This is a genomic window from Planomonospora sp. ID82291 (assembly GCF_015711645.1).
Classification (GTDB): Bacteria; Actinomycetota; Actinomycetes; order Streptosporangiales; family Streptosporangiaceae; genus Planomonospora.
The window spans coordinates 1,897,284-1,916,900 of record NZ_JABTEX010000001.1 but is presented as its reverse complement, the minus strand read 5'-3'; the positions used below and the strand labels follow the sequence as shown (position 1 = coordinate 1,916,900).

The 19,617-nt window shown below is 72.4% G+C and carries 19 protein-coding genes and 1 tRNA gene; 12 read left to right on the top strand and 8 right to left on the bottom strand.

The genetic code is table 11. The features are described 5' to 3' along the window. Positions 1-69: 69 nt before the first annotated feature. Both HS045_RS08540 and HS045_RS08535 read right to left on the bottom strand, forming a co-directional pair. Positions 70-333 carry a DUF6412 domain-containing protein gene (locus HS045_RS08540; RefSeq protein ID WP_196450569.1) on the bottom strand — a complete coding sequence of 88 codons (264 nt, stop codon included), beginning with the start codon at positions 331-333 and terminating at the stop codon, positions 70-72. Between the two features lie 25 nt (positions 334-358). Further along, on the bottom strand, positions 359-523 hold the full coding sequence (locus tag HS045_RS08535) for a hypothetical protein (RefSeq protein WP_196451172.1): 165 nt from the start codon (positions 521-523) through the stop codon (positions 359-361). Positions 524-746: 223 nt separating this feature from the next. Here HS045_RS08535 and HS045_RS08530 point away from each other — a divergent pair, with 223 nt between their 5' ends. Both HS045_RS08530 and HS045_RS08525 read left to right on the top strand, forming a co-directional pair. Beyond that, entirely contained in the window at positions 747-1,442 is a 696-nt protein-coding gene (locus HS045_RS08530) for a response regulator transcription factor (protein WP_196450568.1), read from the top strand. Beyond that, positions 1,439-2,566 carry a sensor histidine kinase KdpD gene (locus tag HS045_RS08525; protein ID WP_196450567.1) on the top strand — a complete coding sequence of 376 codons (1,128 nt, stop codon included), beginning with the start codon at positions 1,439-1,441 and terminating at the stop codon, positions 2,564-2,566. The genes HS045_RS08530 and HS045_RS08525 overlap by 4 nt, the downstream gene beginning before the upstream one ends. Positions 2,567-2,577: 11 nt before the next feature. Here the strand turns inward: HS045_RS08525 and HS045_RS08520 are convergent, their stop codons facing one another. After that, positions 2,578-3,108: a hypothetical protein gene (locus tag HS045_RS08520; protein ID WP_230883483.1), complete on the bottom strand. Its 531-nt coding sequence runs from the start codon at positions 3,106-3,108 to the stop codon at positions 2,578-2,580. Positions 3,109-3,366: 258 nt separating this feature from the next. Between HS045_RS08520 and HS045_RS08515 the strand changes: the two genes are divergently transcribed. The 3 genes from HS045_RS08515 (at position 3,367) to HS045_RS08505 (ending at position 6,118) form a co-directional block, all read left to right on the top strand. Continuing rightward, a complete protein-coding gene (locus tag HS045_RS08515; RefSeq protein WP_196450566.1) occupies positions 3,367-3,720 on the top strand; it encodes an STAS domain-containing protein in 354 nt (117 codons plus the stop codon). A gap of 94 nt (positions 3,721-3,814) precedes the next feature. Beyond that, positions 3,815-4,516 carry a glycosyltransferase gene (locus HS045_RS08510; protein WP_196450565.1) on the top strand — a complete coding sequence of 234 codons (702 nt, stop codon included), beginning with the start codon at positions 3,815-3,817 and terminating at the stop codon, positions 4,514-4,516. A gap of 93 nt (positions 4,517-4,609) precedes the next feature. Further along, positions 4,610-6,118 (top strand): hypothetical protein, encoded by a 1,509-nt coding sequence (locus tag HS045_RS08505; protein WP_307827425.1) that lies wholly within the window; start codon positions 4,610-4,612, stop codon positions 6,116-6,118. Here HS045_RS08505 and HS045_RS08500 read toward each other — a convergent pair. Further along, positions 6,018-8,279 (bottom strand): hypothetical protein, encoded by a 2,262-nt coding sequence (locus tag HS045_RS08500; RefSeq protein WP_230883482.1) that lies wholly within the window; start codon positions 8,277-8,279, stop codon positions 6,018-6,020. The genes HS045_RS08505 and HS045_RS08500 overlap by 101 nt on opposite strands. Before the next feature lie 65 nt (positions 8,280-8,344). Here HS045_RS08500 and HS045_RS08495 point away from each other — a divergent pair, with 65 nt between their 5' ends. From HS045_RS08495 to serS, 3 genes are all read left to right on the top strand, one after another. Further along, the gene (locus HS045_RS08495) at positions 8,345-9,670 is read left to right on the top strand and encodes a glycosyltransferase 87 family protein (protein WP_196450564.1); all 1,326 of its coding nucleotides are present in this window, start codon (positions 8,345-8,347) and stop codon (positions 9,668-9,670) included. 9 nt (positions 9,671-9,679) lie between these two features. Further along, positions 9,680-10,600, top strand: a complete 921-nt coding sequence (pheA, locus tag HS045_RS08490; RefSeq protein WP_196450563.1) for a prephenate dehydratase — start codon at positions 9,680-9,682, stop codon at positions 10,598-10,600. Positions 10,601-10,697: 97 nt separating this feature from the next. Beyond that, the gene (gene serS, locus HS045_RS08485; protein ID WP_196450562.1) at positions 10,698-11,960 is read left to right on the top strand and encodes a serine--tRNA ligase; all 1,263 of its coding nucleotides are present in this window, start codon (positions 10,698-10,700) and stop codon (positions 11,958-11,960) included. Between the two features lie 227 nt (positions 11,961-12,187). On the opposite strand, the gene HS045_RS08480 is transcribed toward serS, so the two are convergent. Then, entirely contained in the window at positions 12,188-12,391 is a 204-nt protein-coding gene (locus HS045_RS08480; protein ID WP_043619750.1) for a cold-shock protein, read from the bottom strand. A 246-nt stretch (positions 12,392-12,637) separates the two neighbouring features. Between HS045_RS08480 and HS045_RS08475 the strand changes: the two genes are divergently transcribed. Continuing rightward, positions 12,638-13,435, top strand: coding sequence for an HAD family hydrolase (locus tag HS045_RS08475; protein WP_196450561.1), 798 nt, complete (start codon positions 12,638-12,640; stop codon positions 13,433-13,435). A 164-nt stretch (positions 13,436-13,599) separates the two neighbouring features. Here the strand turns inward: HS045_RS08475 and HS045_RS08470 are convergent, their stop codons facing one another. Together HS045_RS08470 and HS045_RS08465 are read right to left on the bottom strand one after the other, a co-directional pair. After that, positions 13,600-14,112, bottom strand: coding sequence for a bacterial proteasome activator family protein (locus tag HS045_RS08470; protein WP_196450560.1), 513 nt, complete (start codon positions 14,110-14,112; stop codon positions 13,600-13,602). Positions 14,113-14,116: 4 nt separating this feature from the next. After that, complete coding sequence (locus HS045_RS08465; RefSeq protein ID WP_196450559.1) at positions 14,117-15,073, bottom strand: NAD(P)H-quinone oxidoreductase; 957 nt, start codon at positions 15,071-15,073, stop codon at positions 14,117-14,119. A gap of 114 nt (positions 15,074-15,187) precedes the next feature. Here HS045_RS08465 and HS045_RS34280 point away from each other — a divergent pair, with 114 nt between their 5' ends. The 3 genes from HS045_RS34280 (at position 15,188) to HS045_RS08450 (ending at position 18,931) form a co-directional block, all read left to right on the top strand. Further along, positions 15,188-17,599 carry an AAA family ATPase gene (locus HS045_RS34280; protein WP_307827424.1) on the top strand — a complete coding sequence of 804 codons (2,412 nt, stop codon included), beginning with the start codon at positions 15,188-15,190 and terminating at the stop codon, positions 17,597-17,599. Between the two features lie 138 nt (positions 17,600-17,737). Continuing rightward, positions 17,738-17,826, top strand: a tRNA-Ser gene (locus HS045_RS08455). A gap of 520 nt (positions 17,827-18,346) precedes the next feature. Further along, entirely contained in the window at positions 18,347-18,931 is a 585-nt protein-coding gene (locus tag HS045_RS08450) for an SMI1/KNR4 family protein (protein ID WP_196450558.1), read from the top strand. A gap of 229 nt (positions 18,932-19,160) precedes the next feature. On the opposite strand, the gene HS045_RS08440 is transcribed toward HS045_RS08450, so the two are convergent. After that, positions 19,161-19,493 (bottom strand): hypothetical protein, encoded by a 333-nt coding sequence (locus HS045_RS08440; protein ID WP_196450557.1) that lies wholly within the window; start codon positions 19,491-19,493, stop codon positions 19,161-19,163. Positions 19,494-19,617 lie beyond the last annotated feature (124 nt).

Below are 19,617 nucleotides of genomic sequence, written 5' to 3'. Positions count from 1 at the left end.
GAGTGGAACCGACGCAGAAGGCACCCGCGACCCGCCCTCCCCGCTCGGGGAAGGCGGCCTCTCAGAGGGTCACGCGGGCGCCGGGCCCGCGGAAGGCGCTCGGGGACGGGAGCGCCCGGGCGCGCCGGGATCGCACTGCCGTACGAAGACCGGTGACGCGGCGCGGCCCCGTCCCGGCGGACGCAGGCCCGGCCGGGACGCGGCGGCGGTGGGCGCCGTGCGCAGCGCCCATACGAGGAGGAGCACGCCCAGCCCGGCCACGGCGGTCACCGTCAGGGCGCCGCCGTCGGGCAGCCAGACGAACAGCGTCTGGAGGACGAGCAGGGGGTTCACCGGAGGGTCGCCAGGGCCGCTGGGGTCACTTGAACTTGGCGACGACCGTGACCAGGGCGACCACCACGAAGGCCACGAAGCCCAGCACCAGCAGGAGCTTGAAGAGCCCGAACACGGCGGGCAGCACGAGCCCGAACACCACGTAGAGCGCGAGGAGGACGCCCAGGACTGCCATCACGATACGACCCATGGGTCCACCGTACGCCGGAGATCGGCCCGGCGCGGAGCGGGCCGTATAACGATGCGCATAACGAGGGCGCATGACGAGGGCGCATGACGAGGGCGCATGACGAGGGCGCGCGGTGCGGGGTGCGCGGTGCGGGGTGCACGACGGCGGCGGGCGGTGCGCCGAGGTCTTACGGGCCGGTGACGGTTCTCTCTGGGAGAGGCCGCGCGGGCCTACCGTGGAGGCCATGAGCGCGCGGATTCTGGTGGTCGAGGACGATCCGACGGTGGCCGAGGTCGTGGCCCGCTACCTCGAACGCGACGGGCATCGCGTCGAGTGCGTCGGCGACGGGGCCGAGGCGCTCAGGCGGGCGCTGCCGGACCCGCCGGACCTGCTCGTGCTCGATCTGATGCTGCCCGGGCTGGACGGCCTGACGGTCTGCCGGAAGCTCAGGGAGCGCTGGCCGGTCCCGGTGATCATGCTGACCGCGCTGGGCGAGGAGATCGACCGGGTCGCGGGCCTGGAGACGGGCGCCGACGACTACGTCACCAAGCCGTTCAGCCCCCGCGAGCTGGCGCTGCGCGTCCAGTCGGTGCTGCGGCGGGCGCGCGGCGCGTCGATGCCGGGGGGCACCGGCGTGCTGCGGGACGGCGGCCTGCTGGTCGACGTGGGCGCGCACGAGGTACGGCTCGACGGCGAGCAGGTCACGCTGACCGCCCGCGAGTTCGACCTCCTGGCCCACCTGATGCGCAACCCCCGCCAGGCGTTCAGCCGCTCCACCCTGCTCGACCAGGTCTGGGGCTGGTCCTTCGGCGACTCCTCCACGGTGACCGTGCACGTCCGCCGGCTCCGGGAGAAGATCGAACCGGACCCGACCGCACCCCGCCGCATCGTCACGGTCTGGGGCGTCGGATACCGCTACGAGCCCGCGGAGCCGTCGTGATCCCCGAGATCGTGGAGATCGCCGCGGTCACCGCCGGCCTCGGCCTGCCGGTCGCGCTCGCCGGGCTGGGCGCCATGCACCTGCTCCGGGAGCGGTCGATCGGGACGATGCTCGCGGTGCTCGCCGCGGTCCCCGTCGCGGTGACGGTGGCGGGCGTCGCGGCGATCACCATGAGGATGATCATCGAGGGCGACTCCCGGGACATCGTGCTCAGCGTGGTCGTGATCGGGGGCCTGACCGGCCTGGGCGTGGCGGCGGTGCTCGCCCGGCGCGTCGTGGCAGCCAGCCGCCGGCTCGTCGCCGCCGTGCACGAGGTGCCCGACTCGGGGGAGTTCACCCCGCCCCGCGGCCTCCCCGTCGAGCTGGGCACGATCGCCGCCGCACTCGATGAGGCCTACCGGCGGATCCGCACCGGCCGGGAGCGCGAGCGCGCGCTGGAGGGTGCCCGCCGCGAGCTCGTCGCCTGGGTCAGCCACGACCTGCGCACCCCGCTGGCCGGGATGCGCGCCATGGCCGAGGCGCTGGAGGACGGCGTGGTCGCCGATCCGGAGACGGTGAACCGCTACCACGCCCAGATCCGGCTGGAGGTGGACCGCCTCTCCGGGATGGTCGACGACCTGTTCGAGTTGTCCCGGATCCACGCGGGCGCACTGCGCCTGTCCCGTCGCCGGATCGGTCTCGGCGACCTGGTCGCCGACGCGCTGGCGGCGGTGGAGCCGCTGGCCCGGGCCAAAGGGGTGCGGCTGACGGGCGCCGTCGACCCGGCGGTGCCCGTCCAGGCGGACGCGGGGGAGCTCTCCCGGGCCCTGCGCAACCTGGTGGTCAACGCGATCCGGCACACCCCGGCCGACGGCACGGTCTCGGTCCGCGCGACGGCGGAGGGCGGGCTCGCCCGCCTGTCGGTGGCCGACTGCTGCGGCGGGATCCCGGAGCAGGACCTGCCCCGGGTGTTCGACGTGGCCTTCCGGGGGGAGGCGGCCCGGAGCCCGCGCGGGGACGGCGCGGGAGCCGGGCTCGGCCTGGCGATCGCCCGAGGCATCGTGGAGGCCCACGAGGGCGCCATCGGCGTCGTCAACACCGGACCCGGCTGCCGCTTCGAGATCCGTCTCCCCCTGTCGTCGTGAGGCCGGCCCGGTCAGACCGGCAGGTCTCCGACGACCCTCCGGGGCGCCCCGGTCAGGGCGGCGGCCTGGCCCTCCGGCTGGGCCGGGACCATGAGGGTCACCTGGACGTCGTCGGAGACGGGACCGCCGCCGGGGGCGGGGTCGGCGGGCACGCGGGAGAAGGGGTCCCGGAGCGCGCCGAAGCTCTCCGACATCGCCCGGAAGGTCGGGCACGGCCAGCGCCACATGCAGCTCCGGCAGCGCAGGATCGGGTTCGCCGCGTCACTGGTGATGCCGCCCGCGTCCCGGGGCTGGTGCAGATCGAGGAGCCGGATCCCGAGTTCGGCGAAGTCGAGCAGTTCCTGGCGGGCTCCCTCCAGGAAGTCGAGGTCGTCGCTCGTCAGGCGGGTCCGGATGGGGACGAAGCCCTCGCGGTTCACCAGGCCGCGGAGGGAGTGGGTGGCGTCCTGCCAGGAGGTGGACCTGGTGGCGCGCGTGATGATGGACTCCAGGCGCGTGCGGAGCAGTTGGCGCTGGGGGTCCTCAGGAAGATCGTTGTTCATCGAAGACACTGGGCCCGTTTCTACTCGTCGTCCGTCGTCGACTCGGTGCAGCGACGGTCGGGAGGTTCCGGGCCTCCCCCCTTTCCGGCTGAGCCGGTGTTGCACAGCGTCAAGTTTCGCGCACCGGGGGTTCGCATGAGGGGAGAACGGACGACAAAGAGCCGGGACCGGTAGTCCCGACAGGCAAAACCTCGACCAGGACACCCCCTTGGGCCGTAGAACGTGACCCGGGGCCCTGTCGCCGCTAGTGTGCCCGCTGTGGAGCTAAAAGTCTCAACTCGATCTCATGGTGGCCACACAATCGTGACCATTGTTGGAGAAATCGACCTATATACCGCGCCTCGCCTGCAGTCCGAGCTCGATCGGCTGCTGGACGAGAGCACCGCGACCTTCATGGTCGTCGACATGTCCGGCGTGGAGTTCTGCGACTCCACCGGCATGAACGTCCTGCTGTCCGCCTTCAAACGGTTGCGCGAGCAGGGAGGGGCCCTGGAGATGGCCGGGCCCCGCCCCGCCGTCCGTAAGATTCTTCAGGTCACCGGTCTCGACTCGGTGTTCACCGTCCACGAGGCGGTGCCCGAGGGCCTGCTGGCGGCCGAGCCCAAGGCGTGAGCCGCCCCACGGGCCCGGGTCGGAGGGCGGCGCGCACGCGGCGGCCTCCGGACGAGCCGTCCGGCGGACGAGGCGACCTTCGGAAGAGAGCGGCATGACCGGCACAGCAGTGATCATTCCGGCGAAGGACGAGGCCGACCGGATCGGTGCCACCGTGGCCGCCGCCCGAGCGCTGCCCGGGGTGGACCTCGTCGTCGTGGTGGACGACGGCTCGGCCGATCCGACCGGCAGGGTGGCCAGGGCCGCCGGGGCCCGCGTCGTACGGCACAGCCGAAACCGGGGCAAGGCCGCCGCGATGGAGAGCGGTGCGGAGGTCGTGCGCCTGTTCGACGAGGAGCGGGGCGGGCCGCCGCGGCACCTGCTGTTCCTGGACGCCGACCTGGGCGAGACCGCGCACACGGCCGCGCCCCTGATCGAGCCGGTCGCGGCGGGTGAGGCGGACATGACCATCGCCGTCTTCGTCACCCGGGTCAAGCTGGGGGGCCACGGGTTCGTGGTCCGGCTGGCGCGTGAGGGCATCGAGCGCGCCACCGGCTGGACGCCCGCCCAGCCGCTCAACGGCCAGCGCTGCCTGACCCGGGCCGCCTTCGACGCCGCCCGGCCGCTGGCGCACGGCTTCGGCGTGGAGACGGGGCTCACGATCGACCTGCTCCGCCGGGGCTTCCGGGTCCGCGAGGTCGAGGTGGAGATGTCCCACCGGGCCACCGGCACCGACTGGCGGGCCCAGCTCCACCGGACCCGGCAGTTCCGCGACGTCGCCCGCGCCCTCCTGGCCCGCAGGGCGCTGCACGTCTGAGTCCCGGCGGCGGACGGCCGCGGGCGCTGCACGTCTGAGTCCCGGCGGCGGGGACGGCCGCGGGCACTGCGCCGGGTGTGCTGGAATTTGCGGGTGACTCAGGACACGGCGGTGGCCGGCGGACCCGTGCGGCGCGGCCCGCGTGACGCTCTGGGCGTGTTCGCCGCGGTGGCGATCGGGCTCTCGGCCGCGTCGACCGTCCTGATCGGCCTGCTGGGGCCCTCGGCCATGGTGCCGGACCTGCCCGGCCCCTCCTGGCAGCCGCCGTACTCCCTGGGCGCCGGGCCGGACGGCCACCTGGTGATCGCCCTGGCCGCGGTGGCGATCGCGCTGGGCGGGTCGGGTCTGGCGGCGGCCCTGCGGTCGCGGTGGCGGCCGGATCCGCGGCTGCTGCTCGGGGCCGGGTCCGCCGTGGCCGCCCTGCTGGCCCTCCTGCCGCCGTCGGGCTCGGCCGACCACCTCAACTACGCCGCCTACGGGCGGCTGGCCGCCCTGGGCCACGATCCGTACGCGGTCGCGCCCGCCGCGCTCCCCGGAGACCCGGTGGCCGGGGCCGTCGAGGAGTGGACCGGGGTGACGAGCGTCTACGGTCCGGTCGCGACGGCCGTGCAGGCGCTGGCGAGCCTGGCCGGAGGCGATTCGGTCCGGCTGACCGTCTTCGGCATGGCGCTGTTCAACGCCGCGGCCTTCGCCGGGACCGGGTTGCTGCTGCACCGCCTGACCGCCGCCGACGCGGACCTCCAGCGGCGGGCGGCGCTGCTCTGGACGGCCAACCCGCTGGTGATCTACCACCTGTCCGCCGGGATGCACGTCGACACCATGGCGGTGGCCTGCATGGTCGCCGCCCTGTGCGCCTTCTCGTCCGCGCGCGGCGCGACCGGGGGCACGGCCGGGGGCACGGCGTCGGGGCTGCTGCTGGGACTGGGGATCGGGGTCAAGCTCAACGCCGGCCTGGTCGCGCTCGGGCCCGCCTGGGAGCTGCGCCGCCGACCCGGCAGGCTCGCGCTGGTCGCCGGTACGGCGACGGCCACGGTGGCGGCGGTCTACGGGATCGCCGGGCCGCACGTACTCGACCAGGTGAGCGCGGCCGGCCGGAAGGTCTCCCTCGCCACCCCGTGGCAGCCGGTGAAGTTCACTCTCCAGTCGCTGTTCGGGCCGGGCGCGTACGCGGTCTGGATCCAGGCCGGATCCGTGCTGCTGCTGGCGGTCCTGGCCTGGCTGGTGTTCCGTGCCTGGCCGGTGGTCCGGGCCGCCCCGTGGCCGGGCTCACCGGAGGTCCCGGCCCCGCTGGTGTCCGCGGTGGTCGTCGTCGCCTGGCTGTTCGCCGCGCCGTACGCGCTGCCCTGGTACGACGGCCTGGCCTTCGCGCTGCTGGCCGCGGCGCCCGCCTGGCCGGTCCTGGAGGGGTTCGTGGTGGCCAGGACGACGATCCTCTCGCTCGGCTACCTCCCGGCCCGGGAGGCGCTCCGCCCCGACGACCTGCTCTGGCTGAAGACCGTCGTCAGGCAGCAGGCGGTGCCGTGGTCGCTGCTGGCGCTGACGGCCGCTCTGGCGTGGTGGGCGGTGAGAGCCGGAGCGCGCGCACGCAGGCGGCCAGCGTGAGCGGCACGGCGACGGTGAGGGCCATGGCCGGGATGGCGATGCCGGAGTCGTTCATCAGGAACCCGAGGAGCGCGCACGTCAGCGCGCCGATCAGCCCGGCCCGCAGCGCCGGGGCGAGGGCGTAGGCCCGTCCCAGCGCGGGCGCGCCCCAGCGGGAGGGGCGGTCCAGCACCAGGAAGAGGAAGGCCAGCGCGACCAGGGTGAGCAGGGTCAGCGACCAGTTGCCGACCGTGATCCCGACCATCGCGGTGAACTTGCGGGCGATCACCGTCCCGGCCTCGCCGTCCAGCACCTGCTGGACGAACGCGCCGAGGTGGGTGCGCTGCCCGGCGGGGCGGAGCCGGTCGGCGACGGCGATCGCGGTGATCAGGCCGATCCCGGCCAGGCCGACCAGTCCGAGCCGGAGCGCCGAGACCCGGCGGCCCGAGAGCAGGATCAGGAAGACCGCCAGCCCGGTCAGGAACGCCGGGACCCCGCCGAAGTCGGCCCCCCAGCCCGGCCAGCCGTCCGCGAAGACCGCCAGCCCGCCGTACAGTGCGCAGACCGCCAGGGCGAGCCCGCGGCGTCCCCGGGACGTCAGCCACTGGGCGACCCCGGCCAGGGCCAGGATCGTCCCGGCGGAGTAGACGGCGAAGGCGATGTTGCCGAACCCGTAGAAGCGCCCGCCGGCGACCGGTTCGTACCCGGTGACGGCGTTGACCTGGAGCGTCGAACCGGTCATCACGTCGGCCAGCAGGGTGAGCGAGGTGATCCCGGCGACCACGGAGGGCGGGCCCAGCACGTGCGACCGCCAGGGTCCGGCGAACGCGAGCGCGGCGACGGCGCAGGCGATGCCGAGGATGGTCAGCACGACCCCGGCCATCGGGACCGGGAACGCCCACCAGGGCACCAGCTGGGCGAGGAACGTGGCGACCGCGATCGACCCGCTGACCGCCGCGACGGCCTGGACCGCCCTCAGCGCCCGCACGCCGCCCCAGCCCCGGCGGATCGCCGCGGCGGCCAGCAGGTAGAAGAGGATCTGCACGGCCACGAAGCCGCCGAAGAACGGTCCGCGGACCCGGTTCACCACCCGGCTGGCCAGGTTCTCGCGGGTCAGGTCCGCCACGACGGCCTCGGTGGCGTCCTCCGGTCCGTCTCCGTCTCCGCCGGCGCCCGGGGCAGGGTCCTCGCCGGTCCAGGGGCGGCCGACGACCGTCTTCGGCGCCTCCAGGCCCAGCAGGGCGATCGCGGTGGCGGTCAGGTCGGTGGTGGTGACCAGGCCGTTCTGGCGGGTGGAGGCGGCGGTGAGGTAGCCGCGGGGGTACGGCGAGCCGTCCGGCGACGGGCCGGAGGCGATCGCCACGTGCAGGTGGGCCACGTCGGAGGCGTCGGACAGGCCGCCGAGCAGGAGTGTGGAGTCCGGCGGGAGGCGGTCGAGGACGGTCCCGACCTGCCGGTCGATCCCGGCCACGGCCGCGTGCCGGACCTCGTCCGCCGGCGCGGCGGGCACGTCGCGACCGGCGCCGTCGCCGTCCTTCAGCCAGGCGCGGGTGAGGTCTCCGGCCTCGACGACGACGAGCCGGTACGGGGTCAGCTCACCCAGCTGCTCCACGGTCTCCGCATATTTGGCTACTTTTCCGGACTTGTCGGCGGCGCCGAGGACGGCCCCCGGCCCGACCGCCGCCACCTTCCCCCCGGCGTCGGCGACGAGCTGCCCGAGCTGTCCGAGCACCGGCTTGTAGGAGGTTCCGGCGTTGAAGGCCACCAGCTCGGCCCAGCCCGGCGCGCTCGCGCCCGCACCGGAGACCTGCGGGACCGGAGGCGGGGAGCAGCCCGGGGCGGACGTGCCCGCCCGCTGCCCCGCCGAGGCCGTCAGCCAGCCCTCCACCGGGCAGATGAAGCCCCGCCCCCTGGGCGGGTCGGCCCGGGTGGACAGCGAGGCCGCCCCGCCGGAGCCGGTCAGCCGCCACAGGTTCGGCGTCCGCACCGGGTCCAGATCGCCCCAGAGCAGCCCCGGCACCCCGACGACCACGACTCCGGCCGGCCCGTCCCCCGAGGCCGCCCCGGCCGTACCCGCTCCCGGCAGGACCGTGAGGACCGAGGCGAGGAGCAGGAAGGCGAGGAGCGATCTCCGCGACCGCGCGGTCCGGTGCGGTGCGCGGCGTCCCCGTGCTGGACCCATCCGGTCTCCCCCTCGTTCCTTCTCCGTCGGCGGCCGGTTCCCGCGCCACGGTAGCCTGCCTGGTCGTGAGGACCGACGAGGCGACCGAGACCAGGCGGCCGATCCGGGCGTGGCTGCCGGTGCCGGCGCTCATCGCGCTGGCGGTGGCCCCGCTGGTGCTCCACTGGCTGGGAAACGTCGACGACCAGCGCCTGGTCGATCTGGACGTTTACCGTACCGGCGGGGAGATGGTGCTGGCCGGGCGGCCGGTCTACGACTTCGCCACGCCCGCGCCGCAGCTGCTCCCGTTCACCTACCCGCCGATCGCGGCGCTGCTGGCCACGCCGCTGGCGGCGATGTCGTGGACGGCGGCGCAGTGGGTCTGGACGGCCGGGATCTTCGCCACCCTCATGGTCACCGTCTGGTACGGCTTCCGCGCCGTGTGGGAGCGCCTGGACCGCGCCCGGCCCGTCCCCGGCGCCCGCCTGACACCGCCGCGGTCGCTCTGGACGCCGCTGGCGTTCGCGTTCCTGACGGTCGCCTGCACCTACCTGATGCCGATCAGGGACCAGGTCCGGTTCGGCCAGGTGGACATCCTGCTGGTCGCGCTCTGCCTGGCCGACTGCGCGGCGCGGCGGCCGGTCTGGCCGCGCGGCCTGCTCATCGGCCTGGCCACCGCGGTCAAGCTCACCCCCGGCGTCTTCCTGATCTACCTGCTGGTCACCGGATTCGGCCCCGGCGCCCGTCCCGAGCAGCGCCGGGCCCTCTTCATGGCCGCGTTCACCGCCGGGCTGCTGACCCTGCTGCCGTTCGCGGTGATCCCGGCCGACGCCGCCGACTTCTGGTTCCGCGCGCTGCTCGACCCCGAGCGGCTCGGCGCCAACGCGGCGACCACCAACCAGTCGATGCGCGGCATGCTCATCCGGCTCTACCTGCCCGACACGCCGACGAGCCTGCTCTGGCTGGCGCTCGTGGCGCTGGTCGGCTGGTACGGCTTCCGCCGGGCGCGCGCGGCGCTGCTGGACGGCGACGCGATGAGCGCCGTCGCCCTGACCGGCCTGATGGCCGTGCTGCTCTCCCCGGTCGCCTGGATCCACCACCTCGCCTGGGTCGTCGTGGTGCTCGGCGCGCTCGCCGGCGACGGCCGGGACCCGGTCCGGGTCCGGGCGGCGGCCGGGGTCTGGCTCTTCTACGTGGTGCCGATCCCCTGGTGGGGGGTGGCGCTGAAGGCGGCGGAGATCCCGGTGCTCAGCCCGGTGCTGGGCAAGCTCGTGCAGAACGCGTTCGGGCTCGGCGCGCTGGGCCTGGTCTGGCTGCTCGGCTCCTGGCTGCCGGGTCGGCGTGCGGATTCCCTCCCTTTCCGGACATCGGATGTGGAATTATCCACGCGGTTCCGGACGACCGCCGGATAGCCTGGGGGCATGCTGAAACTCGCCTACCTGGGGCCCGAGGGCACCTTCACCGAGGAGGCCCTGCGGATCCTGGCGCCGGACGCCGAGCGCCTGCCGAGCGCGAACGTCAGCGCGGCGCTCGACGCCGCCCGGCGGGGCGAGGCCGACGGCGCCGTCGTCCCGCTGGAGAACTCCCTGGAGGGCGGCATCGCGACCACCCTGGACGAGCTCGCCTGGGGCGATCCGCTGCTCATCACCGCCGAGCTGCTGCTGCCCGTCGAGTTCTCCCTGCTGGCCAGGCCCGGCAAGGAGATCGGCGACATCAAGCGGATCATCTCCCATCCCGCGGCCCTGACCCAGTGCCGCGGCTACATCGCCCGCGAACTGCCCGACGCGGTGGTCGTCTCCGCCTCCTCCACCGCCGGCGCGGCCCAGGAGGTCGCGCTGCCCGGCTCGCCGTACGACGCGGCCATCGCCGCGCGCATCGCCGGGGAGCACTACGGCCTGGTCGAGCTCGCCGGGCGGATCGGCGACCGCTCCGACACCGTGACCCGTTTCATCCGGGTCGCCCGGCCCACCCCGCCGCCCGCGCCCACCGGCTCCGACCGCACCTCCCTGGTGGCCTTCCTGTCCGACGACCATCCGGGCGCGCTGCTGGAGATGCTGACGGAGTTCTCCGTGCGCGGGGTCAACCTGACCCGGATCGAGTCGCGGCCCACCGGCGACGGCATCGGACGCTACTTCTTCCACTTCGACTTCGAGGGCCACATCGCCGACGCCCGGGTCGGCGAGGCGGTCTCCGGCCTCCGCCGGATCTGCGCGGGCGTGCGCTTCCTCGGCAGCTACCCGCGCGCCGACGGCCTCGCGCCGCAGATCAGGCGCGGTACGGCCGACACCGACTTCGACGAGGCGGCGGGCTGGCTGTCCAGGATCAGGAGCGGGCAGGTCTAGCGGGCCCGCGCTCCCGGCGTCCTCACGGTTCTGAAAGATCCGCGGGACACCCCTTATCCGTGTGCGGGCCGGAACCCCGGATCTGTAGCCTGGGTCTGTGATTGACCTGCGTACCCTTCGTGAGGATCCCGACCGGCTGCGGGCGTCGCAGCGTGCCCGCGGCGAGGACGACTCCGTCGTCGACACGCTGCTCGACCTCGACGGCCGCCGCCGCTCCGCGCTGGCGTCGTTCGAGTCGCTGCGCGCCGAGCAGAAGAACCTGGGCAAGCTGGTGTCCAAGGCCTCCGGCGAGGAGAAGGCGGAGCTGCTGGGCCGCGCCAAGGACCTCGCCGCGCAGGTCAAGTCCCTGGAGGCCGAGGCCGAGAAGCTGGCCGGCGAGCTCGACGCGGTCCTGCAGACGGTGCCGAACATCGTCGACGAGGACGCCCCGCACGGCGGCGAGGACGACTACGTCGTGCTGGAGGAGATCGGCGAGCGGCGCACGTTCGACTTCGAGCCCAAGGACCACCTGGAGCTGGGCGAGCTGCTCGGCGCCATCGACATGGAGCGCGGGGCCAAGGTCTCGGGCTCGCGGTTCTTCTTCCTCAAGGGCGTGGGCGCCCGCCTCCAGCTGGGGCTGCTCAACATGGCCATGCAGCAGGCGGTCGAGGCGGGGTTCGTCCCGATGATCACGCCCGTCCTGGTGAAGCCCGAGGCGATGCAGGGCACCGGCTTCCACGTGGCCCACGACAAGGAGATCTACCGCCTGCCCGACGACGACCTCTACCTGGTCGGCACGTCGGAGGTGCCGCTGGCGGCCTACCACGCCGACGAGATCCTCGACGCGGGCGAGCTGCCGCTGCGCTACGCCGGCTGGTCGTCGTGCTTCCGCCGCGAGGCCGGCTCGTACGGCAAGGACACCCGGGGCATCATCCGCGTGCACCAGTTCGACAAGGTCGAGATGTTCTCCTACTGCCGCCCGGAGGAGGCGCGCGAGGAGCACCTGCGCCTGCTCGCCTGGGAGAAGGAGATGCTCGCCAAGATCGAGGTGCCGTACCGCGTCATCGACACGGCCGCGGGCGACCTCGGCACCTCAGCGGCCCGCAAGTTCGACTGCGAGGCGTGGATCCCCACCCAGGGCCGCTACCGCGAGCTGACCTCGACCTCCAACTGCACCGACTTCCAGGCCCGCCGCCTGGGGGTGCGCTTCCGCGACTCCGGCGGCAGGCCGCAGCACGCCGCCACGCTGAACGGCACCCTGGCCACCACCCGGTGGATCGTCGCCATCCTGGAGAACCACCAGCAGGCCGACGGCTCGGTCGTGGTCCCGGCGGCCCTGCGCCCCCATGTCGGCCTGGACGTCCTGGAGCCGGCCAAGTAGTCCGGAGGCCCTTCACCGGCTGAGGACCCGGCTCTGCCGGGTCCTCAGCTCTGACCGAACCGTGTCCCGGTCGTGTCCGGCGCCGGGAAGCACGAAGGCGAGGCCCGCGCAAGGCGGGCCTCGCCCTCACCTCCTGCTCCGGAGGACCCGTCACTGGGATGAGACGGGGGCCGGAACGGGAGCTAGTGCTGTCTAGGTCTGAGTTTGTGGTTCAGACGGCTGCTGGATCAGATGGCGCGGACCTGGGAGGCCTGCGGGCCCTTCTGACCCTGGGTGATCTCGAACTCGACCCGCTGGCCGTCCTCGAGGCTCCGGTAGCCGTTGCCGACGATCTCGGAGAAGTGAACGAACACGTCCGGCGCACCGCCGTCCGGTGCGATGAAGCCGAAGCCCTTTTCAGCGTTGAACCACTTGACGGTTCCCTGAGCCATTAAAGCTCTCCCTCAGGATTTGAAACTTTGGGATTCACACCTCGTGAACCCCAGTGTGTCGTACAGCGGGGCCCCGGGTGGCTCAGACTTGCAAGTTCTGGTTATGCACTACGGGATCAGCTAATACAACGCCATCATATCTAACACCATCCAGGCCGTGGGTGTTCCCGCGATCAGGAAGATTCCTCACTCCGAGCGGTCCCGGAGGCGGCGCGGCGGGGCCGACCGTGCAGACTGGGGTCTGTTATGGGAAGACCCCGGCTCGTCGCCACCGATCTCGACGGCACCGCCCTCCGCTCCGACGGCACCGTCTCGCCCCGCACCGCCGCGGCGTTCGCCCGGGTGGAGGAGGCGGGCGCCGCCCTCGTCTTCGTGACCGGCCGCCCGCCGCGCTGGATGCACACCGTGGCGGGAGCCGTACGGCACCGAGGCCTGGCCATATGTGCGAACGGTGCCCTGGTCTACGACCTTCACACCGAGGAAATCGTAAAATCACACCTAATCCAGCCAGACGTGCTGGAAGAGGTCGTCGGGCGACTCCGGGAAAAGGTGCCTGACCTGTCGTTCTCCGTGGAATACGAGGGCGGGTTCGCCCACGAGTCGGACTTCCGCCTCGGCGGCTGGGACCGGAAGGCGGTCGGCGGGCTGTCCGTCGCCGCGGGCACCCTCACCTCGCGGCCGTGCGCCAAACTCCTGGCCCTGCACCCCGGGATGGATCCCGACCTCCTCCACGAGGCGGTCTGCGCGCTGGTCGGCGACCGGGTCACCCCCACCCACTCCAGCGGCCGGGCGCTGATCGAGATGAGCGCGCACGGGGTGACGAAGGCGTCGGCGCTCGCCGAACTGGCGGGGGCACGGGGCATCGAGGCCGCGGAGGTGGTCGCCTTCGGGGACATGCCCAACGACCTGCCGATGCTGCGGTGGGCCGGGACTTCCTACGCCGTCGCCAACGCCCATCCCGCGGTGCTGGCCTCGGTCGACCACGTGGCGTCCGCCAACGACGATGACGGGGTCGCGCGCGTCCTGGAGGGCCTCTTCCCGTAGTCCGGGGCGGCGGGCGGTCCGGGGCGGCGGGCGGTCCCAGGCCGCGATCGACCGCTGGGGCGGCGGGCGCTCTCAGGCGGCGGGCGGGCCAGGACGGCGGGCGGCCCTCTTCCGGCGCACCGGGAGAGGGCCGAAGACCGACGGGGATCAGATCGGAGCGGGGATCACAGATAGGGGCCGGAGCTGGCCTGGTGCGGGCCGTCCTGGTGGAGCCCGGGACCTCCCGGCAGCGCCCGGCGCATGTTCTCCAGCTGGGCCCGGGCGGCCATCTGCTGCGCGAACAACGTGGTCTGGATCCCGTGGAACAGGCCTTCCAGCCAGCCGACCAACTGCGCGTGGGCGACCCGGAGCTCGGCGTCGCTCGGCGGGGTCCCGTTCCCCTCGGTGAACGGGAGCGACAGCCGTTCGAGCTCCTCGACCAACTCGGGGGCCAGGCCGTCCTCGAGCTCCTTGATGGAGCTCTGGTGGATCTCCTTGAGCCGCTTGCGGCTCGCCTCGTCCAGCGGAGCCGCGCGGACCTCCTCGAGGAGCTGGCGGATCATGCTGCCGATGCGCATCACCTTGGCAGGCTGCTCGACCAGATCGGTGATCGACCGCTCGTCGCCGCCGGCCTCCTTGGGCTGGACACCCTGGGAACCCACGACGACCACGTGCGGAGTGCTCTCCTCAGCGTTCATACTCTCAACCTACTAGCAGGATTTTCCCGACGTGCTCTCCGGACTCCAGGAGCCGGTGAGCCCGGGCGGCGTCGTTCATCGGCACCCGCGCGTGCACCACCGGGCGGATCGCGCCGGCGTCGAGCAGGGGCCAGACGTTGTCCACGACACCGCGCACGATGACGCCCTTCTCGTCGACCGGCCGCGCCCGCAGCGTGGCGCCGTGCACCGAGGCCCGCTTGGCGAGCAGCGCCCCCAGGTCGAGCTCGCCCCTGGTCCCGCCCTGCATCCCGATCACCACGAGCCGGCCGCCGGTCGTGAGGGCCTTCACGTTCCGAGCGAGATACTTTCCGCCGATGATGTCGAGGATCACGTCGGCCCGGACCTTCTCCGAGAAGTCCTCCGCGTGGTAGTCGATCCCCTCGTCCGCGCCGAGCTCCAGGCAGCGGGCGACCTTCTCCGCCGAGCCCGCGGTGACGACGACGTGCGAACCGAAGGCCTTCGCCAGCTGTACGGCGAGCGTGCCGATCCCGCTGGCGCCGCCGTGGACGAGGATCGTCTCGCCCTTGCGCAGGCGCGCGGTCATGAAGACGTTGGACCAGACCGTGCACGCCACCTCGGGCAGCCCGGCCGCATCGACCAGGTCCACCCCCTTCGGGACGCGCATGACCTGCTGCCACGGAACCGCCACCCGCTCGGCGTATCCGCCGCCCGTCAGCAGCGCGCACACCCGGTCGCCCGGCTTGAACCCCTCGACGTCCGCACCGACCTCGGCGACGACTCCTGAGCATTCCAGCCCGGGATACGGCGAGGCGCCGGGGGGAGGGGAGTAGAGTCCCTGCCGTTGCAGGACGTCAGCGCGGTTGACCGCGGAGGCGGCCACGTCGATGATGACATCGCCCCGTTCCGGTCGGGGGTCCGGAACCTGCCGCCAGGCGAGGACTTCCGGCCCACCAGGTTTGTCGATCACGATGGCGTGCATGTAACTCACGCTACCGGGAGAGCCAACTCGGTGGTTGCCTGCATTGGAGAGAACACGGGGCGTTAATCTTCAATGTGTTTGCTGCCCCTTTAGCCCATCCCGAGGGGGAACACGGTGGCAAGACACGATCGTGAGGAATCTCTCGAGGAACAGCTCGCCTGGCTCGACGCGATCAAGGAGCAGGAAGAGGCGCCGCCCGTGGCGATGACCGTGCAGGTCACCGCCACGAGGGACGACGCCGTCATCTCGCCGTACCCGCAGGACCCGTGGAGCCTGGTGCCCGCGGAGACCGAGGTGGTCTCGTCGCCGCTGTTCCGCGCCGCCGCAGATCCGGATCACGCCCCTTCGGCCGCCGGCCCGGCCGTGAAGGCCGGGGAGGTCCCGGCCGACCGGTCGGGGGAGGAGGCGGATGCCGCGGAGTGGACCGAGGCGGCCGAGGCGGTGAGCTCCTTCACGTTGCCTCCCGCGCCCTCCCCCGAGGACAACGACGGCTTCCTGGCCCCGTTGAAGCCGCTGCCCCACCCGGAGTCCGACCCGGTTCCGGTGTCCGGACCGGGTTCCGGTTCCGGTTCCGGTGACACGTACGCGCTGGGCGCCTTCGGTGATCCGGAGTTCGGCGATCCGGAGAAGGAATCGTCCCGGGGGCTCTTCGAGGAGCCCCGGCGCTCCGACGCGCCGGCTGAGCCGTCCTCGCCGGGATCGGCGGACACCTCGGCGTCCGAGACCGGGCACGTCGGGTTCGGTGGCGGTGAGTCCGAGACGGGTCGTTTCGGGTTCGGTGCCGGTGAGTCGTCCGAGACGGGTCGTTTCGGGTTCGGTGCCGGTGAGTCGTCCGAGACGGGGCGTTTCGGGTTCGGCGGGGACGCCGAAGCCGACCGGCCGGCTTTCGACGGCGGTGATTCCGAGACGCGGCGCTTCGGGTCGGGCGGTGGGGGTTCCGACTCCGACCGGTTCGCCTTCGGCGGCGCCGACGTGGAAGGCGACCGGTTCACCCGAGGGGACACCGATCCTGGCTCCGGCCGTTTCGGTGCGCCGGTCGACGAGCCGCTCACGCCCATGAAGCCGTTCAGGCCGGAGTCCTCCGGATCCTTCCCCGCCCCCGAGCCTTCCGGTTCCTTCCCGGCCTCCGACTCCTCCGGTTCCCTGCAGACCCCCGGTTCCTTCGGTGCCGACCGCTCCGACTCCGCGGTCCCGGAGCCCCGGGAACACGCCTTCGGGTCCGGTGGATTCGGTTCCGACCTGTCCGGCGCCTCCGGTGGGTTCGGCCAGGTGACGGAGAAGCGGCCCGGATCCGACGACGACACCGCGTTCGTCTCCGGTCGCGGAACGCCCTTCACCACCGACCGGGACAGGGCCTCCGACCGGGACAAGGCCTCCGCGTCCACCCAGGACACGCCGTTCAGGGCCGCGGGAGGGACGGCGTTCACCCCGGACCGGGACACGGCGGCCTTCGCCTCCTCCGACCGTGGATTCACTCCCGACCGGGAGGCGGCCGAGCCGGCGCGCGAGCCGTACCAGCCGCGCCGCCGCCAGCCGAGCCCGCCGCCCGCGTTCAGCTCTCCGGCCCGGCAGCAGGCGACGGGCGGTCCCAGGCCGTCGGCCGACAGCCTGGACCCGGAGTCCCTGCTCCGGGGGCGTCGCAACGGACCGTCCGGAGGATGGCGGAAGCTGGTCTTCAAGGCCTCGGCAGGACTGATCAAGCCGGGCGAGTCCCCGGAGGTCCGCCGCCGTCGCGAGCTGATCACCCGTGCCCGGACCCCCGTCGCCACCGGTCACCACCGCGTCGCCGTACTCAGCCTGAAGGGCGGCGTCGGCAAGACCACGACGACGGTCGGCCTCGGCGCCACCCTCGCCCAGGCCCGCGGCGACCGGGTGATCGCGGTCGACGCCAACCCGGACCGCGGCACCCTGTCGGACAAGCTGGAGCTGGAGACGGCGGCCACCGTCCGGGACCTGCTGAACGAGCGCGGTCAGATCAAGCGCTACGTCGACATCCGGGCCTTCACCTCGCAGGCTCCGTCGCGTCTGGAGATCCTCGCCTCCGACCGCGACCCGTCGGTGTCGGAGGCCTTCAGCGCGTCCGACTACCAGGCGGTGGCGCAGGTCCTGGAGAACTTCTACTCGATCTGCATCACCGACTGCGGCACCGGACTGCTCCACTCGGCGATGTCCGGCGTCCTGGGCCTGGCCGACCAGCTCGTCCTGGTCAGCTCCCCGTCCGTGGACGGCGCCAGGGCGGCCTCGGCCACCCTCGACTGGCTGGAGGCCCACCACTACGAGGACCTCGTCCGCTCCGCCACGGTGGTGCTGTGCAGCGTCCGGCCGCGGTCGAAGTCCACCGTCGACCTCGACCGCCTGGAAGCCCACTTCGCCGCCCGCTGCCGCGCGGTCATCCGGGTCCCCTACGACCCCCACCTCGAAGAGGGCGCCGAGATCGACCTCGAAAGGCTCCAGTCCGCCACCCGTGACGCCTATCTCCGCCTGGCGGCCTCGGTGGGCGACGGTTTCGCCGCCCCGCAGTCCTGAGGCCCGCTCCGGCGGCGTCTCGCCCGTCCGATGTCTCGTCTGATCACGTCTCACTCGGTGATCCGGACGAGACACCGGCGGGGCGGGGTCGTGAGAGACTAGGGTGCAATCCGGTGCGTCCGTCGGACGGGCCGGCGAGGAGAGCTCGCCTAGTGGACGATGGCGGCGGTCTTGAAAACCGCTAGGGCCGGTGACGGTCCTCGTGGGTTCGAATCCCACGCTCTCCGCTGAGCACGCGAAACGGCGTCTGACCAGGGCTTCCATCCCGGTGAGGCGCCGTTGACCGTTTCCGGGGTGTGCAGCCGTGTGCCGCCGTGAGCGGCCCTCGGCCGGTGTTCGCGAAATATACGCGGAATGATGTTGGTCGCGTTTCCCCAGGTCGCGCCTGAGAAGTCCGCTCCGGGAGTGGCGGGAGGACAGCGGTGGAGCAGGTGGACTGGACACGGGTACCCGGCCCCCGTTGGTATCTCCCGGAGGCAGCCCGAGCGGCTGTGGAGGCACTGACCCGATCCGCGGACGCTCAGCAGGCAGTCCGAGCGCTGGCCGACCTCCGGTATGCGGTCACGAACGACCACGCCGGCACTCTCTACCCGGCCGCCGTTCCCGCGACTGGCCAGGCTCGATGAGGGCTGGAGCGAGACATCCGGTTGATACAGGGGAAACAGGGCCGGAACCGAAGCGGATCAGGTGGTACGGCTTCGCCTTGCGTCGGCTTAACTGTCGGATATGACCGTTAGGGTCCCCGCCATGGCGACCTCCGATACCCCCCGCTACCCCTGGGACGACCTTCTCCGGACCGTGAACGACCGGGCCCAGAAGTACTTCGCCGAGTACAGGGCCATTCCGCCCGAACAGCGAGGGGGTCCGGACGACGGATTCGGCCGTGCTGCCTGGCTCGGCGCGCCGGGTGCCGGTGAGGCCGAGATCGCGCGCCACGAGGAACGCCTCGGTATGCGCCTGCCGCCGAGCTACAGGGAGTTCCTCCAGGTCGCCAACGGCTGGGACGAGTACAGCCATTCATCTCTTCGCCTCATGCCCCTGGCCGAAGTCGGCTGGACCCGTGATGTGGACCCGGAGCTTGCCGGGATCTGGGATCACGGAAAAAGCGCTCTGGGCCCGCAAGACCTGAGCCGTATCGGAGAGGAGTCCGTGTCCGACAGCCTCTGCATCTCCGAATGCATCGAGGGACAGGTGTACCTGCTCAACCCCTACGTCGTCGGGGAAGACGGAGAGTGGGAGGCATGGGACTTCGCGTCCTGGCATCCGGGCGAGGTCCGCTACAGATCGTTCTGGGACCTTATGCAGCGCGAGTTCAATAGTTACTTGTCATGACTTCGGTGCACCTTGATGAGACAGAAGGGGCTCCGGTGTCCCCGAAGCCCCTTCGTCGAATGGTGGATCATGCAGCCAATGCGTCCTCGATCCGCTGGTCGGCGATCTCCGCGCCGCCGTCGATGCACTTGGCGTAGACCTTGAGCAGCACGTCCACCCCGTGTCCCGCCCGCTCTGCCGCATCGGGGGCAGCGACCTGCGGTCGCGTCCCAGATGCGGTGTAAATAGATCACGGGCGTAGGTTCCGTGCTGAACCGCCAAGTTCCGTACGAAGGAGTCCCACGCCCGTGACCCGTCGAGTATCCCCACCCAGGCCATCCGCGCCGAAATCGACGCCCTGTTCACCAACGGCCACGACCTCGTCGAGGTCCTCGAAGACGTCGCCCGCCCGGGCGCCCGTCTGATCATCCAGACCGTCGTCGAAGCCGAGGTCGACGCCTTCCTCGGCCTCGGCCGCTACCAGCGCACTACAGCGGTCGGCGAGGAGACAACCGTGCGACCCGGCCACCTCGGGCGGCCACTGCCCCACCACCATCAAGACCACCAGCGGGCCGATCGCCATCGCCCGCTCCAAGCTGCGCGGCCGCGGTCCGCTCCTTGTCGGTTTGCGGCGGTTGACCTGAACCAAAGTTGAGCTTCTACGGTCCTTCCAAGACCGCGGGAACCACCCGGTGGTACCTTTCCGA

Excerpts from the sequence above, each read along its gene's own strand:
- HS045_RS08535 (WP_196451172.1), bottom strand. The coding sequence starts at position 523 with ATGGGTCGTATCGTGATGGCAGTCCTGGGCGTCCTCCTCGCGCTCTAC.
- HS045_RS08530 (WP_196450568.1), top strand. The coding sequence starts at position 747 with ATGAGCGCGCGGATTCTGGTGGTCGAGGACGATCCGACGGTGGCCGAG.
- HS045_RS08520 (WP_230883483.1), bottom strand. The coding sequence starts at position 3,108 with ATGAACAACGATCTTCCTGAGGACCCCCAGCGCCAACTGCTCCGCACG.
- HS045_RS08510 (WP_196450565.1), top strand. The coding sequence starts at position 3,815 with ATGACCGGCACAGCAGTGATCATTCCGGCGAAGGACGAGGCCGACCGG.
- HS045_RS08500 (WP_230883482.1), bottom strand. The coding sequence starts at position 8,279 with ATGGGTCCAGCACGGGGACGCCGCGCACCGCACCGGACCGCGCGGTCG.
- pheA (WP_196450563.1), top strand. The coding sequence starts at position 9,680 with ATGCTGAAACTCGCCTACCTGGGGCCCGAGGGCACCTTCACCGAGGAG.
- HS045_RS08480 (WP_043619750.1), bottom strand. The coding sequence starts at position 12,391 with ATGGCTCAGGGAACCGTCAAGTGGTTCAACGCTGAAAAGGGCTTCGGC.
- HS045_RS08475 (WP_196450561.1), top strand. The coding sequence starts at position 12,638 with ATGGGAAGACCCCGGCTCGTCGCCACCGATCTCGACGGCACCGCCCTC.
- HS045_RS08470 (WP_196450560.1), bottom strand. The coding sequence starts at position 14,112 with ATGAACGCTGAGGAGAGCACTCCGCACGTGGTCGTCGTGGGTTCCCAG.
- HS045_RS08465 (WP_196450559.1), bottom strand. The coding sequence starts at position 15,073 with ATGCACGCCATCGTGATCGACAAACCTGGTGGGCCGGAAGTCCTCGCC.
- HS045_RS08450 (WP_196450558.1), top strand. The coding sequence starts at position 18,347 with ATGGCGACCTCCGATACCCCCCGCTACCCCTGGGACGACCTTCTCCGG.
- HS045_RS08440 (WP_196450557.1), bottom strand. The coding sequence starts at position 19,493 with ATGGCGATCGGCCCGCTGGTGGTCTTGATGGTGGTGGGGCAGTGGCCG.